Source organism: Nonomuraea sp. CA-143628 (genome assembly GCF_050942315.1).
GTDB lineage: Bacteria > Actinomycetota > Actinomycetes > Streptosporangiales > Streptosporangiaceae > Nonomuraea.
In genome coordinates, this window is the sequence record NZ_CP192072.1 from 13,144,166 (window position 1) to 13,158,436 (window position 14,271).

Below are 14,271 nucleotides of genomic sequence, written 5' to 3' on the forward strand. Positions count from 1 at the left end.
GCCCTCCGTCGCTACAGCCGCTCGACGCGTTCACCCTCGGTGAGAACACCGCGGGTGTCGAGCACGAGCCTGGCCTTAGCCTCGACCATGTCGAGGTCGAACGCGGCGTGCTGCTGCAGCAGCAGCGTCACGTCGGCGCCGACCACGGCCTCGGCCAGGTCCTCTTCACGGGGCACCGGGGTGCCGTCGACCGACCACTCCTTGACATGCGGGTCCGCGAACGTGAGCTCGGCCCCCAGTTCCAGCAGCGCACGCGCCACCGGCAGGGCCGGGGTCTCCCGTTCATCGGCGATGTCCGGCTTGTAGGTCACGCCGAGCATAACCACCTTGGCGCCATTTACGGCCTTTTTATGCCTGTTGAGCAGACGCTGTACCCGTGCCACCACATAGGACGGCATCCGCTCGTTGATCTCCTGAGCCAGCTCGACGAACCTGAACGGGTAGCCGAGCTTGCGCACCGTGTACGACAGGTACGACGGGTCGACGGGGATGCAGTGCCCCCCGACGCCGGGACCGGGCAGAAACTTCTGGAAGCCGAACGGCTTGGTGGCCGCGGCCTCGATCGACTCCCACAGGTCGATCCCCAGCTCGTCGCAGAAGATCGCCATCTCGTTGACGAGGGCGATGTTGACGTGCCGGTAGGTGTTCTCCAGCAGCTTGGCCATCTCGGCCTCGCGCGTGCCGCTGACCGGCACGACCTGCTCGATGAACTGACCGTAGAACGCCGTCGCGCGGTCGCGGCAGGTGCTCGTGTAGCCCCCGACCACCTTGGGCGTGTTGCGCAGCCCGAACTTGGGGTTGCCCGGGTCGATCCGCTCCGGCGAGAAGGCCAGGAAGAAGTCTTCCCCCGCGACCAGGCCCGAGGTCTCGAGAATCGGGCGGGCCACCTCGTCGGTGGTGCCCGGCCACGTCGTGGACTCGAGCACGACCAGCGTGCCCTTGCTCAGATTGCGCGCGACCGACCCCGTGGCGCCCTCGACGGCGGACAGGTCCGGTCGGTGGTCCTCGTCCAGCGGAGTGGGCACGCAGATGACGATCGTGTTGCTCTTGGCCAGCACGGACTCGTCGAGCGTGGCGCTGAACCCGTTGGTCAGCATGTGCTCGAGATCGGCGTCGGTCAGGTCATCGATGTAGGACTGACCGGCGTTGAGCGCGTCGACCTTGCGGGGGTCGACGTCCACGCCGACGACCCGCAGACCGGCCGCGACCGCCTCCTTGGCGAGCGGCATGCCGACGTAGCCCAGGCCGATGACCGCCAAGTCGATTTCTGTCACAGCAGTGCCTTAGAGAGCCGGAAACAACACTTCATGGTCGCAAAGGCTATCTCAAGTCCACCTAGCTCACGCCTAATGCGACCGAACCCGTCACAACAGACAGCCAATCTGAAGGTCATCGTTCGGTAATGGAGCGGTAGAGAGACCGGTAAGTTTCGGCGACTCGGCCCCAAGTTCGCTTGGCGGCCACCTCTGCCCGGCCCGCCTCACCCATCGCCGCGCGCCTGGCAGGATCCTCCCTGAGCGCGGCGAGCGCCTTGGCCAGCGCCTCCGGATCGCCCGGCGGCACCAGCAGCCCGGCGCCGTCGGATCCGACCAGCTCCGACAGCGCGGGCAGGTCGCTGAGCACGACCGGCTTGCCGAGCGCCATCGCCTCGACGGGCTTCAGCGGCGTGACGAGCCGGGTCACCCGCAGGTCCTCGCGGGGGCAGGAGAAGATGTCGATGGCCGCCTGGGCCTGTAGCGCCTCGTCCGGGCCCACACGACCCGGCAGGAGCGCGCTCATCAGCCCCAGCTCGCCGACCAGCTCCAGCAGGTTCTCGCGCTCGGTGCCGTCGCCCACGATGAGCACCCGCACCGGCGTGCCCTCGTCGCGCAGCAGCGCCGCGGCCCGCAGCAGCGTCGCGAACCCCTCGTAGCCCACGATGCTGGACACCGACCCGACGACGATCTCGTCCTTCGCGATGCCCATGCTCGCCCTGAACGCCTCGCCGTCGTAGGAGGCCGTGAGCAGCGAGTCGTCGACCGCGTTGGGCGCCAAGAAGATCCGCTCCCTGGGCACGCCCCGCTCGACGATCTCCGTGGCCATCGTCTCGGCCAGCGTGACGACCGCGTCGGCCTCGCGCATCAGGAACGCCTCGCGCTCGCGCTGGAGCACATGGCGCTCGCTGCCGATCCGGCCGGGGTCGCGGGAGGCCCAGGTCTCCTCCAGGAAGCCGCGGACCTCGTAGACGAACGGCGTGCCGGTCCGCTCGCGTACGGCGTGCGCGATGGAGCCGTTGCGGTGGTCGGTGGCGGCGTGCAGCACCTGGGGCCGCAGCTCCGCGACGAGCTTGGTGACGCCCTCGGCGCCCTTGATGATCCGCCCGCGGGTCTCGAACGGCATCTCGCCGTGCCCGTCGGGCAGCAGCCGGTAGTAGGGGATCCCGTCGAGCTCCTCGAACGGCGGCGCGTCGGCGTGCCCCTGCAGCATCGGCCAGCCCCAGCTGGTCACCACGTGCGGATCCAGGCCCTTGGCCTGCTGCGCCATGACGATGCGGTGCGTACGGACCGTGTAGCCGGCCTGTGTGTACGGCAGGGCGTTGGTCACGCAGTGCAGGACCCGCCCGGCCACCCGGTCCACGACGGCCACCTTGGGCTGCGGCGGGATCGGGTCGGGGCTGATCGCGGCCAGCTCACCCCGGTAGTAGGCGGCCCTGCGCTTGACGAAGGGGTATTTGGTGTGTTCTTCGAGCACGGCCGCGGCCTGGCTGACCCGGCCCTGGTCCCAGTGCTCCTTGGCCTCGTTCCACGGCCCCTTGAGCACCCGCATGCTGAACTTGCGGACCGCGCGCCTGGCCCGGCGGGCGGCCGGCCAGGCGACCTTGCCCACGACGGGACGGAGGGCCGGCGGGAGCGCCTCGGCCGCCGCCTGGGCCACGCGCACCGGATCGGACTTCACCTTCGTCACGACGACGCGGGAGACGATGATCGGGTGCTGCACGAAGCCCCTGATAAGGCCGCCGACACCGGCACGAGCGGACTTGGCGGAAACCTTGCCGTTTGGTCTTGGGGAGTCTTCACGACTGGCGTCGGATGCCACGCGGTGACCGTACCATAGGCAGCGTTTTTTCCCTTCCGCTATGAAAGGCGAGGTCAATGAGGGAGAACCCCCTGGTCCTGCACGTTCTGGGCGCCCGTCCCAACTTCGTGAAAGCGGCCCCGGTGGTGCGGGCACTCGGTGAACTCGGCGTGCGGCAGGGCATCATCCACACCGGTCAGCACTATGACGCGCTGATGTCCGACGTGTTCTTCGCCGACCTCGGTCTGCCGGAGCCGGTGGCCAATCTGGGCGTCGGTTCGGGCAGTCACGCGAAGCAGACCGCGGCGCTGCTCGTCGGCCTGGAGGAGGTCGTCCTGGAGCACGACCCCGACCTGGTGGTGGTCTACGGCGACGTGAACTCGACGCTGGCCGCGATCCTGGTCTGCGCCAAGCTGGGCGTACGCACCGCGCACGTCGAGGCGGGCCTGCGATCGTTCGACCGGGGCATGCCGGAGGAGGTCAACAGGATCGTCACCGACTCCCTGTCGGACCTGCTCTTCGCCACCTCGCCCGACGCGCTCTCGCACCTGGCGGCCGAGGGCGTGCCCGCCGCCAAGGTGCACCTGGTGGGCAACCCCATGATCGACAGCCTCTTCTCCGCGCTGCCCGCGCAGGACCCGGCGCCCGTGGTGGCCCGGCTGGACATACCGGCTCGTTATGCCGTGGCGACCCTGCACCGCCCGGCGAACGTCGACACCCCCGAGGCGGCCAAGGAGCTGGTCTCGGCCGTGCTGGACGTCGCCCGCCAGATCCCGATCGTGGTGCCGATCCACCCCAGGGGGCGTACCCGGCTGGCCGAGGCGGGCCTGGTCGACGGTCCCTCGGTGAAAGTGATCGAGCCGCTGGGCTATGTGGACTTCCTCTCACTTGTCCGGGGCGCCGCGCTGGTGGTCACCGACTCGGGCGGCGTGCAGGAGGAGACGACGATGCTGGGCGTGCCGTGCCTGACGGTCCGGCCCAACACCGAGCGGCCGATCACGATCACGCATGGGACCAACCGCCTGGTCACCCCGGCCCTGCTGCCGGCCGCGGCGGAGAAGGCGCTGGCCGACGGGGCCACGACGCCGTCGGGTGAGCTGCCGCCCCTGTGGGACGGCGCCGCCGGGCCGCGGATCGCCCGGGTCATCTCGGCCTGGCTCAAGGGGGACAACCTCTCGCCCGCCGCACAGGGTGCGCGTTCCGAATAACCCCCTCATTCCGTACGGTCCCCGCCGTACCATGACATTCCTCCGCTAAGCGATAAGGCGTGCATCCCCATGGCCGAAACCCCTGAAGAGCCCACGTACCAGCGACTCGGCCCCGTGAACTGGCTGCCCGAGGAGCGCAAGCTCGTCGAGCGCTATGAAGCGGACATCAGGGAGCTGCGCCGACGGCTGGAGATAGCCGAGGCCAAGGCCGCCTACGCCACGTGGAAGCTGGAGGCCACCCAGGCCAAGCGGACGTTCAAGCTGGGCGAGGCGCTGGGGTCGAAGAGCCCGGGCAAGGTGCTGGAGGCGGTCAGGTCCAAGGACCGGGCACCCAAGGCCCCGATCCCGGTCACCTTGGCCGTCGCGGCGGCCAACCACCGGCCACCGCAGGTCGAGGTACCGACCGTGAAGTGGCCGGCCGGGCCGGTGAACCGGCCGGACCTCAAGGTCGCCGTCATCCTGGACGACTTCTCGCGGCTGGCGTTCAAGTACGAGTGGGACCAGATCGAGTTCGGGCTCAAGGACTGGCCGGCGATCTTCGCCGAGAAGCGGCCTGACCTGCTGTTCTGCGAGTCGGCCTGGCACGGGAACCAGGGCCGCTGGCGCTACCAGATGACCGGGACCAACGCCCCCAAGGACCCGCTGCGCGACCTCGTGGCGTGGTGCCGCGCCGAGGGGATCCCGACGGTCTTCTGGAACAAGGAGGACCCGCCGAACTTCGAGTTCTTCATCGACACGGCCAAGCTGTTCGACTACGTGTTCACCTGCGACGGTGACATGGTGCCGAAATATCGTGAAACTTTGGGCCACGATCGGGTGGACGTGCTCCAGTTCGCCGCCCAGCCCCGCGTGCACAACCCGATCCAGCAGCGGCAGGGCCGCCTGCACGACGTCGTCTTCGCCGGCATGTACTTCCGCGACAAGCATCCCGAGCGCCGCGAGCAGATGGAGACGGTCATCGACCCGATCCGCGAGCTGGGCCTGCACATCTTCGCCCGCAACGGCGAGGTCGACGAGAAGTACGCCTGGCCGGAGAAGTATCGCCCGCACATCGTGGGCGAGCTCCCCTACGACCAGATGCTCGCGGCCTACCGGATGTACAAGGTCTTCCTCAACGTCAACTCGGTGCTCGACTCGCCCACGATGTGCGCGCGCCGCGTGTTCGAGCTGTCGGCCTGCTCCACGCCGGTCGTCTCCGGGTGGTCCAGGGCTATCGAGGAGACGTTCGGCGAGCTGCTGCCGATCGCCCGCGAGCCGGTCGAGTCGTACAACCAGGTGCTGCACCTGATCAACAGCCCGGAACTGCGGGCCCGCATGGGGCACCTGGCGATGCGCGAGGTGTTCGACAAGCACCTGTTCACCCACCGGGTGGACCAGATTCTCCAGTTCCTCGGACGGCCCGTCTCCACCATGGCCCGGTCGATCTCCGTGGTGCTGCCGACCAACCGGGCCGCGCAGATCGAGCACGCGATCTCCTCGGTGGCCAAGCAGATCCACCGGCCGTTGCAGCTCGTCATGGTCCTGCACGGCCTGGACATCGACCCCGTGGTGGTGGCCGACAAGGCCCGCATGGCGGGCATCTCCGACGTCGTCGTCCTGCCCGCCTCGGCCGAGCTGTCGCTGGGCGCCTGCATGAACCTGGGCATCGAGGCCGCCGAAGGCGACCTGATCGCCAAGATGGACGACGACAACCTGTACGGCGAGCACTACCTGTCGGACCTGGTCAGGGCCTTCGACTACACCGACGCGGAGCTGGTCGGCAAGGGCGCCCACTACTCCTACTTCGAGGGCCTCAACACCACGATGCTGCGGCTGCCGGGGCTGGAGCACCGGTACTCGTTCCTCGTGCAGGGCGGGACGTTCCTCGGCAAGGCGGACATGTTCCGGTCGTACGGCTTCGCGGACATCACCCGGGGCGAGGACACGCACCTGGTCCGCAGGCTGAAGGAGGACAAAGTCAAGATCTACTCCGCGGACCGATTCAACTTCGTCTATTGGCGCAGCGCCGACGCCTCCATGCACACCTGGCAGGCCGACCACATCAAGCTGACCCGGAACGCCCAATTCTCCTTTGTGGGCCGGCCGGACGATCACGTGCTTGTTTGATTTTCTTTTACGGCCGGCCCGGTGAGCCCCAAACGCCATACGGGGCTGGGGTCTGTCCAGGGGCACGCTCCTCCGGTGGAGGTGGCTGGGCGCCATGACGTGCGTCTTGTTGGCCAGTGGAGTTGTCGCCGCTCTCCCGCCGCAACGCAGGGGACTGTCCGTGAGACGCCTCACGACCGCCTGGTGACCGGCGGTGGGATTATCTGGTGATGCGGGCCAGATTCTGGTCGGCCAGGCCGGCGAGCTCGAACAGGTCGGCGGGCGCCACCTTCCGGCCGACGACGAGCATGCTCATGATGACCTTGCCGCGCCGGATGACCACCGAGCCGACCTGCGCGTCGCGGTGGCCGCCCGACGCGGTGGTCAGGTAGGCCCGGGACTCCTCGCCCCGCGTGGGCATGCCCAGGTCGCGCGTACGGTACGTCACCCGCGTGCCGTGCACGTCGGCCCCGTAGGCGGCGCACTGCGCGGGCAGCGGCGCGGGGAAGGCGGAGGCGGGCATCGACACCAGCGCCTGGGTGATCGAGTCGCTGCCGGAGGAGAACGCGACCACGGCGGCGGGCGCCTCCGCGACCTCGGGCTTGCTCAGGTCCAGCTGACCGGCCCCGCCGCACTCAGGCCGGTCCAGCTTGGCCTGGCGCACGGCGGCGAGTCCCTGCCTGGTGGACTTGAGCGAGCCGAACGCCCCGGCCTCCGGCCCGTAGGCCAAGCTCATGCCTTTGGGGGTGGGCAGCAGGCCGGCCCGGAGCCTGGCCGCTCCGGGCGCGGACCGGGACGGGATGGCGGACGGGTCGGCGGGCGTGGTGCCGGACGGGTCGGCGGCCGGGGGCACGTCCGGCAGGGGCGCGCCCACGACCTCGTCGGCAGCACATCCCGATATGGCCATCATGCTCAGACAAATGAGAGAAAGAGCCTTAAGCATGAATTCTCCACTCCCCTAAAGCGACTTACAATAAAACGCTAGAGGAAGCGCGGAGTAACAAGCCGAGCAACGGCGCTATTCGCGCAATTCAGGTGATTCGCGAACGACTTCGGAGTTTGCTCCATTGGGCGTGGGGGCGGGGGCGACGGGCGTCTCCGCTGCGGGCCGGCTGAGCAGCGTCCTGGCCAGGCCCAGGCCGGCGCCGCCGAGCGTGAGCGCCTTGGCCAGCATCTCCTCCACACCCTGGGCGCCGTTGAGCACCACCATGTGCTCGACGTTGCCGAACGCCTTGGCGCCCGCCTCGACCACCTCGGGCCAGCGCTCGGCCAACTGCTGGGCGACGACCGCCTCCTGGTTGGAGGCCAGCGCGTCGGCGCGGGCCTTGATGGCGTCGGCCTGCGCCAGGCCCTTGGCCCGCGCCGCGTCCGCCTCGGCCATGCCGCGCAGCCTGGTCGCCTCGGCCTCGGCCTCCCCGAGCAGCCGGATGCCCTCCGCCTCGGCCTGAGCCCGCGCCACGGCGGCCCGCCGGTCCGCCTCGGCTATGGTGACCTGCTCGTAGGCCCGCGCGTCGGCCGGCCTGCGTACCTCTCCCTCCAGCCGCTTCTCCGCCAGCACGGCCTCCAGCTCGGCGGCCGTCGTCTGCTGGACCACGACCTCCTGGCGCGCGGTTGCCTCGGCCAGCGGCCCGGCCTGCTTCGCCTTGGCCGCGGCCCGGTCCATCTCCGCCTGGTAGCCGGCCTGCTGGATGCGGGCCTCGCGGATCGCGGCGGCCTTCTTGATCTGGGCCTCCTGCTCGGCGGTGTTGGCCTCCTGGTCGCGCTGCGCCTCGGCGGTCCTGGCCAGCGCCGACACGGCGGCGGCGTGGGGGCGGCCGAGGTTGACGATGTAGCCGGTGGCGTCCTCGATCTCCTGGATCTGCAGCGAGTCGACGATCAGGCCGAGCTTGCTCATCTCGTCGGAGGAGGAGGTGCGGATCTCGTTGGTGAGCGCGTCACGGTTGATGATCAGGTCCTCGACCGTGAGGTTGCCGATGATCGAGCGCAGGTGCCCGGAGAAGAGCTGGTGCGTCTTGTCGTCCACGGTCTTCTGCTGGTCGAGGAAGCGCCGCGCCGCGTTGGCGACGGAGGCGAAGTCGTCGCCCACCTTGTAGATGACCACCCCGCGTACGTGTACGGGGATGCCCTGCTTGGTCACGCAGTTGACTTCGAGCGGCGAGACCCGGCTGTCGAGCGAGATGCGGCGCGCGGTCTGGAACCCCGGCACGACCAGCGCGCCCTTCCCCGTGACGATCTTGAACCCGAGCGTCTCCCTGCCGCGCGCGCCCAAGCCGGAGATGATGATCGCCTCGTTGGGCTCGGCGACGCGCCAGATCAGCTTGAAGGCGACGATCGCGACAAGTGCCAGAGCCACGATGACGCCGGTGAGAACTAAGTCCATTGCTTCCCCCTGGATGACGTAGGGACTTCCCGGCTCAGCTGTTCGTGACGGCGGGCCGGTCTATTGCGCTTTGCCGGAGGACTCCGGTTCGGAGCCGTTCGGTGCCGCGCCGTTGAGCAGCGCCCTGGCCAGGCCGAGGCCGGTGCCGCCGAGGGTGAGCGCCTTGGCCAGCATCTCCTCCACGCCTTGGGCGCCGTTGAGCACCACCATGTGGTCGACGTTGCCGAACGCCTTGGCGCCCGCCTCGACGACCTCGGGCCAGCGCTCGGCCAGCTGCTGGGCGATGACCGCCTCCTGGTTGTCCTTCAGCGCCTGCGCCCGCGCGCTGATCGCCTGCGCCTCGGCCAGGCCCTTGGCCTGGGCGGCCGCCGCTTCGGCGAGCCCGAGCGCCTTGGCCGCCTCGGCGTGGGCCAGCCCGCGTGCCTTGGCGGCCTGGGCCTCGGCCTCTCCCGCGACCTTGGTGGCCGCGCCCGCGGCCTCACCGCGCAGCCGTACGGACTCGGCTTCGGCCGCGGCGGCCTGCTTGACCTGGGAGGCCTGCGCGACGGCGCGCAGCTCGGTCTCCCGCGCCTCCGCCTCGGCCTGGGCGATGCGGGCGTCCCGCTCGGCCTGGGAGAGCGTGACGGTCTCGTACGCCTTGGCGTCGGCGGGCTTGCGGACCTGCGACTGCAGCCGCTGCTCCGACAGCTGCGCCTCCAGCTCGGCGGCCCTGGTCTCCTGGACGACGACCTCCTGCCTGGCCGTCGCCTCCGACAGCGGCCCCGCCTGCCTGGCCCTGGCCGCCGCCTGGTCCATCTCCGCCTGGTAACCGGCCTGCTTGATCTTGGATTCGCGTACGGCGGCCGCCTTGCGCGCGGCTGCGGCCTGCTCGGCCTCGGTGGCCTCCTGGTCGCGCTGGGCCTCGGCGATACGGGCGACGGAGGCGACCTTGGCGGCGTGCGGCTTGCCGAGGTTGACGATGTAGCCGGTCTCGTCGTCGATCTCCTGGATCTGCAGCGAGTCGACGATCAGGCCCAGCTTGCTCATCTCGTCGGCGGCCGACGCCCTCGTCTCGCTGGTCAGCCGCTCACGGTTGAGGATCAGGTCCTCGACCGTGAGGTTGCCGATGATCGAGCGCAGGTGACCGGTGAACAGCTCGTGGATCGCGCCGGTCATGAAGTCCTGCTGGTCGAGGAAGCGCCGGGCCGCGTTGGCGATCGAGGACAGGTCGTCGCCCACCTTGTAGATCACCACACCGCGGATGTGCACGGGGATGCCCTGCTGGGTGACGCAGGAGACCTGGAGGTTGGCGGCCCTGGTGTCCAGGCGCAGCCTCCTGGCCGTCTGGAAGCCGGGCAGCACCGCCGTACCCTTGCCGGTGATTATCTTGAAGCCGAGGCTGTCCGGGCCCTCGCCGCGTCGGCGCGCGCCGAGACCCGAGATGATCAGGGCCTCGTTGGGCTCGGCGACCCGCCACACGGCTTTGAAGAGCAGGGTCAGCACGATGACGGCGACGAGGATGCCGCCGCCGAGAAGAAGGAGCTCGGGGGACATCGGGGGCCTCCCTAGACGAGTGCTCGGGCCACATAGACCGTTCGCGGTGGGAAGTAGTCCACCACGATCACGATCGTTCCGACGGAGAACTCCTCGTCAGGCACGGTCGGATGAGCGTAGAAAGCCTCCACGCCTCCTCTGACCGGGACCATGACCTCGCCGACGAGGCCAGGGCCGATCTTGCCTGTGACCCTGCCCTGCTTGCCGACCACCCGGACTCCCCCCGTCGTGATATTTCGGACGCTACTCCAAACAGGCATTCGCGGTAATAGGTCACGCAAAATGTTTCTCGAAGCACTGCGCGGCAGGACGCGGCTTTTACCCGGAGTCCTGAGGATCGGCGCATGAGCGACATGAACGCGCGCTCGGCGCGCGACCTCGGGATGGACCGGCCCATTTCGCGCCGCGACTTCTTGGACGGCGTCGCCATGGCGGTGGGCACGCTGGCTCTGGGAGTGTCGGCGGGCTGTACGTCGCGGCCGGGCCCGCCGGGGTCGGGCGAGACCTATCCGCCGGGCGTTCCCCGGGCCGAGGTCTCTCCGCCGGGCCTGACCGGACTGCGGGGCGGCACCCCGGAGTCGCTCAGCGTCGCCCACGCGCTCCGCGACGGCCGCTTCTGGCAGTACGCGGGCACGCCCGTGCCCACCGGCGAGCATTACGACCTGGTGGTGGTCGGCGGGGGCATCAGCGGGGTGAGCGCGGCCTTCGAGTGGCACCGCCAGAACCCCGGGGCCCGCATCCTCATCCTGGACAACCACGACGAGATCGGCGGGCACGCGCGGCGCAACGAGTTCCACCCGGCCGGCCGCAGCGGTGTGCTGGTCGGCTGCGGCGGCTCGCGGTCGCTCCGGACGCCCTCGGTGTGGACGCCCGAAGGCAAGAAACTGCTCGACCGGCTCGGCATCGAGCTGAAGAGGTTCGACCGGTACTTCGACCAACGCCTCTACGGCGGGCTCGGGATGCATCGCAGCGTGATGTGCGACCGGGAGACGTTCAGGAAGGACGCTCTCGTCCGCATCACCCCGCAGACGCGGACCGAGGAGTGGGTCAGGGGGCTGCCGATCGCCGAGCAGGCCAAGAAGGACCTCGTCATGCTGTACGACAAGCCGCGTGACTGGTTCCCCGGCCTGCCGCGGGAGCGGAAGGAGGAGCGGCTGGCGGCGCTGACCTACTCGGACTTCCTGCTGAAGGTCTGCCAGGTGCACCCCGACGTCGAGCTGTTCTGCCGGACCATGCCGAGCGTCATGTGGGGGTACGGCACGCAGACGTTCGGCGCGATCGACGCCTGGGGCAGCGACTACCCCGGCTTCGGCGGCCTGGGGCTGGACGGCGGCAAGCCCTCGCGGTTCAGCTCGCCCAGCATGAAGAAGGAGTGGAAGGCGGCCGACCCGAACATCTACCACTTCCCCGAGGGCAACCAGGCGCTGGTCCGCATGATGGTCGGCCGGATGATCCCCGGCTTCGCCGATTCCACCTCCATGGACGGCATCACCACCGCCTCCTTCGACTACGGCCGCCTCGACCTGCCCGCGAACCGGGTCCGCTTCCGGCTGTCGAGCACGGCCGTCAGCGCGCGCAACGACGGCCCGCCCGACTCGGCGGGCACGGCGACCGTCGGCTACTTCGACGGCCACCGGGTGCGTACGGTCCGCGCCGGAGCGGTCGTCATGGCCTGCTGGAACATGGTCATCCCCTACCTCGTCCCCGACCTGCCCGAGGACCAGAAGCAGGCGCTGCGCGACGCGGTCAAGATGCCGGTGGTGGACGCCATGGTGCAACTGCGCGACTGGGAGGCGTGGCAGCGTCTCGGCATCGACCGCACCCGCTGGACGGGCGCCTACTGGTGCCTGTCGGAGCTCGACCACCCGGTCACCATGCCCGGCTACGACTGCCCGACGAAGCCCGGCAACCCGATCAACGTGCGCATGCTGGCCGCCACGTGCCGCTCGGAGCTGGGCCCGGCCGCGGGCGCCGCCACGGGCCGGAACGAGCTGCTCAACACGCCCTACAGCCGCCTGGAGTACACCATCCGCGACCAGCTCACCCGGCTGCTCGGTCCCGGCGGCTTCGACCCGGCCACGGACATAGAGGCGATCACGGTCAACCGCTGGGGCCACGGGTACGCCCCGGAGTACTGCCGCCCGTGGAACTCCTTCTACCCGGACGGCCCGTTCCCCGCCGACCTCGCGCGCCGGCGGTTCGGCAGGATCGCGATCGCCAACTGCGACTCGGTGCCGGCCTCCCGGGCCGACGCGGCCATCACCGCCGCCCATCGGGCCATCAGCGAACTGCCGACGTGAGGCCGTGGCTACGCGTCTTCCTGATCGGCCTCGTGCTCTGGGTGGCGAGTGTGATCGTCACCGCGTGGACCGCCAACTCCAACCTCGTGCCGATGGTGGTGTTGTTCGGCAGCTTCCTGGTCCCGGTCACGTTCGTGACCTGGGCCTACGGGCGCGCGCAGTCGCCCGAGGTGACGGTCGAGACGATGTTCAGCGCGTTCGTGACCGGCGGCGCGCTGGGCGTGCTCGGCGCGTCCCTGCTGGAGAGCTGGCTGCTCCGGCCGGCGCTCTTGGTGTACCTGACGGTGGGCCTGATCGAGGAGGGCGTCAAGCTGGCGGCCCTGATGTTCGTCTCACGGCATCTGATCCGCCGGACGACCAAGGACGGCCTGGTGCTCGGCGCGACCGTGGGCTTCGGGTTCGCCGCGCTGGAGAGCGCCGGGTACGCCTTCAACTCGCTCTTCACCTCGACGGGGTTGTCGCTGTCGCAGCTCGTCGAGACCGAGGTGGTGCGCGGAGTCCTGTCGCCCGTCGGCCACGGCCTGTGGACGGCCATCGTGGGCGGGGTGCTCTTCTCCGCCGGGGGCCGGCTCAAGGGGCGGGTGGTGCTCGCCTATCTCGGGGTCTCGCTGCTCCATGCGTTGTGGGACTCGATGGACGCCATCGCCATCGCGATCACGCTGGTACTGACCGGGCAGGTGTGGCAGTTCCAGCTGCTGCGCATCGGCAAGGTGCCCGGCGTCACCGAGGCGCAGGTGCACATCTACACGATCTTGGTGTGGACCGGGATCCTGGTGATCTCGCTGGTCGGGCTGCTCTGGCTGCGCTCCGTCAGCCGCTCGAAACGCTGAGACCGGTTCAGGGCGCTGAGACCGGCCTGCCGAGTGTCAGCTCTTCAGGGCGGTGAGACTGGCCTGCCAGAGGCGTTCGGCCAGGGCGGGGTCGGACATCGCGGACGGGACCGGCTCCGGGGTCCGCTTCGCGAAGTAGGCTCCGGCGCGCCGCTCGCCGTCGGCGTGCGTGGCCAGGTGAACCAGCGTGCGCGCGCCGTACTCGGGCGGCTTGGCGTAGCCGGGCACGGCCAGGAACATCCGCATGATCCACGTCTGCGCCGCGAACCCGGTGCGGATCACGCCGGGATGGAAACAGGTGGCCGCCACCCCCCGGGCCGCCAACCCGACCGTGAACAGGGCGTTCGCCTGTTTCGTGTCGCCGTACTGGAGCCAGCCGTTCCATCGTCGCCGCTCACGCGACAGGTCGTCCGGGTCGAGCCGGCCGCTTCTGCCCGCCCGTGAAGAAGTGGTGACTACCCTGTCGACCCGATCCGTTAGAGAATCGGTCAACAGAAAGGGGGCGAGATGGTTGACCTGAACCATCAGCTCGTGACCGTCCACAGTAATCTGGCGCCCCGGACTCATGACGCCCGCGTTGTTGGCCAGTACGGCAATTCGGTCATAACGCTCACGCAACACCGCCGCGAGCCTACGGACGTCGTCAAGCGATGTGTAGTCGCAGGTCAAAACATCGGCTTCCGGCCCGCTCAATCCGTCGGCCACGGCTTTGAGCCGAGCCTCGTCCCGACCGACGAGCACCACCCGGTGCCCCCGTCGTGACAGCTCGGCCGCCGCCGCGGCGCCGATGCCGGCACTCGCCCCAGTAATCACGCTAATCAACGCGTTCCTCCCACTGCGCCGGAAGCATAATCGGTGCTAGTCTCCTGTGCGATCTTCCG

11 protein-coding genes are annotated in these 14,271 nt (G+C 69.5%); 4 read left to right on the plus strand and 7 right to left on the minus strand.

Annotated features, from left to right (window positions below; all coding sequences use genetic code 11):
• Nucleotides 1-11: 11 nt before the first annotated feature.
• Both ACQP2T_RS59940 and ACQP2T_RS59945 read right to left on the minus strand, forming a co-directional pair.
• On the minus strand, nucleotides 12-1,274 hold the full coding sequence (locus ACQP2T_RS59940) for a nucleotide sugar dehydrogenase (protein WP_433513544.1): 1,263 nt from the start codon (nucleotides 1,272-1,274) through the stop codon (nucleotides 12-14).
• A 115-nt stretch (nucleotides 1,275-1,389) separates the two neighbouring features.
• The gene (locus ACQP2T_RS59945) at nucleotides 1,390-2,976 is read right to left on the minus strand and encodes a glycosyltransferase (protein ID WP_433513545.1); all 1,587 of its coding nucleotides are present in this window, start codon (nucleotides 2,974-2,976) and stop codon (nucleotides 1,390-1,392) included.
• Nucleotides 2,977-3,131: 155 nt separating this feature from the next.
• Here ACQP2T_RS59945 and wecB point away from each other — a divergent pair, with 155 nt between their 5' ends.
• Both wecB and ACQP2T_RS59955 read left to right on the plus strand, forming a co-directional pair.
• Complete coding sequence (gene wecB / locus ACQP2T_RS59950; RefSeq protein WP_433513546.1) at nucleotides 3,132-4,262, plus strand: non-hydrolyzing UDP-N-acetylglucosamine 2-epimerase; 1,131 nt, start codon at nucleotides 3,132-3,134, stop codon at nucleotides 4,260-4,262.
• Between the two features lie 69 nt (nucleotides 4,263-4,331).
• Nucleotides 4,332-6,368, plus strand: coding sequence for a glycosyltransferase family protein (locus ACQP2T_RS59955; RefSeq protein WP_433513547.1), 2,037 nt, complete (start codon nucleotides 4,332-4,334; stop codon nucleotides 6,366-6,368).
• Nucleotides 6,369-6,567: 199 nt separating this feature from the next.
• Here the strand turns inward: ACQP2T_RS59955 and ACQP2T_RS59960 are convergent, their stop codons facing one another.
• The 4 genes from ACQP2T_RS59960 to ACQP2T_RS59975 form a co-directional block, all read right to left on the minus strand.
• Nucleotides 6,568-7,257 carry a hypothetical protein gene (locus tag ACQP2T_RS59960; protein WP_433513548.1) on the minus strand — a complete coding sequence of 230 codons (690 nt, stop codon included), beginning with the start codon at nucleotides 7,255-7,257 and terminating at the stop codon, nucleotides 6,568-6,570.
• A 108-nt stretch (nucleotides 7,258-7,365) separates the two neighbouring features.
• Nucleotides 7,366-8,727, minus strand: coding sequence for a flotillin family protein (locus ACQP2T_RS59965; RefSeq protein WP_433513549.1), 1,362 nt, complete (start codon nucleotides 8,725-8,727; stop codon nucleotides 7,366-7,368).
• Between the two features lie 60 nt (nucleotides 8,728-8,787).
• Nucleotides 8,788-10,260, minus strand: a complete 1,473-nt coding sequence (locus ACQP2T_RS59970) for an SPFH domain-containing protein (protein ID WP_433513550.1) — start codon at nucleotides 10,258-10,260, stop codon at nucleotides 8,788-8,790.
• Nucleotides 10,261-10,271: 11 nt separating this feature from the next.
• Complete coding sequence (locus ACQP2T_RS59975) at nucleotides 10,272-10,472, minus strand: hypothetical protein (protein WP_225300038.1); 201 nt, start codon at nucleotides 10,470-10,472, stop codon at nucleotides 10,272-10,274.
• A gap of 132 nt (nucleotides 10,473-10,604) precedes the next feature.
• On the opposite strand from ACQP2T_RS59975, the gene ACQP2T_RS59980 reads away from it, so the two are divergent.
• Complete coding sequence (locus tag ACQP2T_RS59980; RefSeq protein WP_433513551.1) at nucleotides 10,605-12,560, plus strand: NAD(P)-binding protein; 1,956 nt, start codon at nucleotides 10,605-10,607, stop codon at nucleotides 12,558-12,560.
• On the plus strand, nucleotides 12,557-13,390 hold the full coding sequence (locus ACQP2T_RS59985) for a PrsW family intramembrane metalloprotease (RefSeq protein ID WP_433513552.1): 834 nt from the start codon (nucleotides 12,557-12,559) through the stop codon (nucleotides 13,388-13,390). Before ACQP2T_RS59980 ends, ACQP2T_RS59985 begins: the two co-directional genes overlap by 4 nt.
• 36 nt (nucleotides 13,391-13,426) lie before the next feature.
• Here ACQP2T_RS59985 and ACQP2T_RS59990 read toward each other — a convergent pair whose 3' ends face one another.
• Entirely contained in the window at nucleotides 13,427-14,203 is a 777-nt protein-coding gene (locus ACQP2T_RS59990) for an SDR family NAD(P)-dependent oxidoreductase (RefSeq protein WP_433513553.1), read from the minus strand.
• Between the last annotated feature and the right edge of the window lie 68 nt (nucleotides 14,204-14,271).

Bases quoted from the DNA above. Each gene is read 5' to 3' on its own strand.
- ACQP2T_RS59965 (WP_433513549.1), bottom strand. From the start codon at position 8,727: ATGGACTTAGTTCTCACCGGCGTCATCGTGGCTCTGGCACTTGTCGCG.
- ACQP2T_RS59955 (WP_433513547.1), top strand. From the start codon at position 4,332: ATGGCCGAAACCCCTGAAGAGCCCACGTACCAGCGACTCGGCCCCGTG.
- ACQP2T_RS59980 (WP_433513551.1), top strand. From the start codon at position 10,605: ATGAGCGACATGAACGCGCGCTCGGCGCGCGACCTCGGGATGGACCGG.
- ACQP2T_RS59960 (WP_433513548.1), bottom strand. From the start codon at position 7,257: ATGATGGCCATATCGGGATGTGCTGCCGACGAGGTCGTGGGCGCGCCC.
- wecB (WP_433513546.1), top strand. From the start codon at position 3,132: ATGAGGGAGAACCCCCTGGTCCTGCACGTTCTGGGCGCCCGTCCCAAC.
- ACQP2T_RS59970 (WP_433513550.1), bottom strand. From the start codon at position 10,260: ATGTCCCCCGAGCTCCTTCTTCTCGGCGGCGGCATCCTCGTCGCCGTC.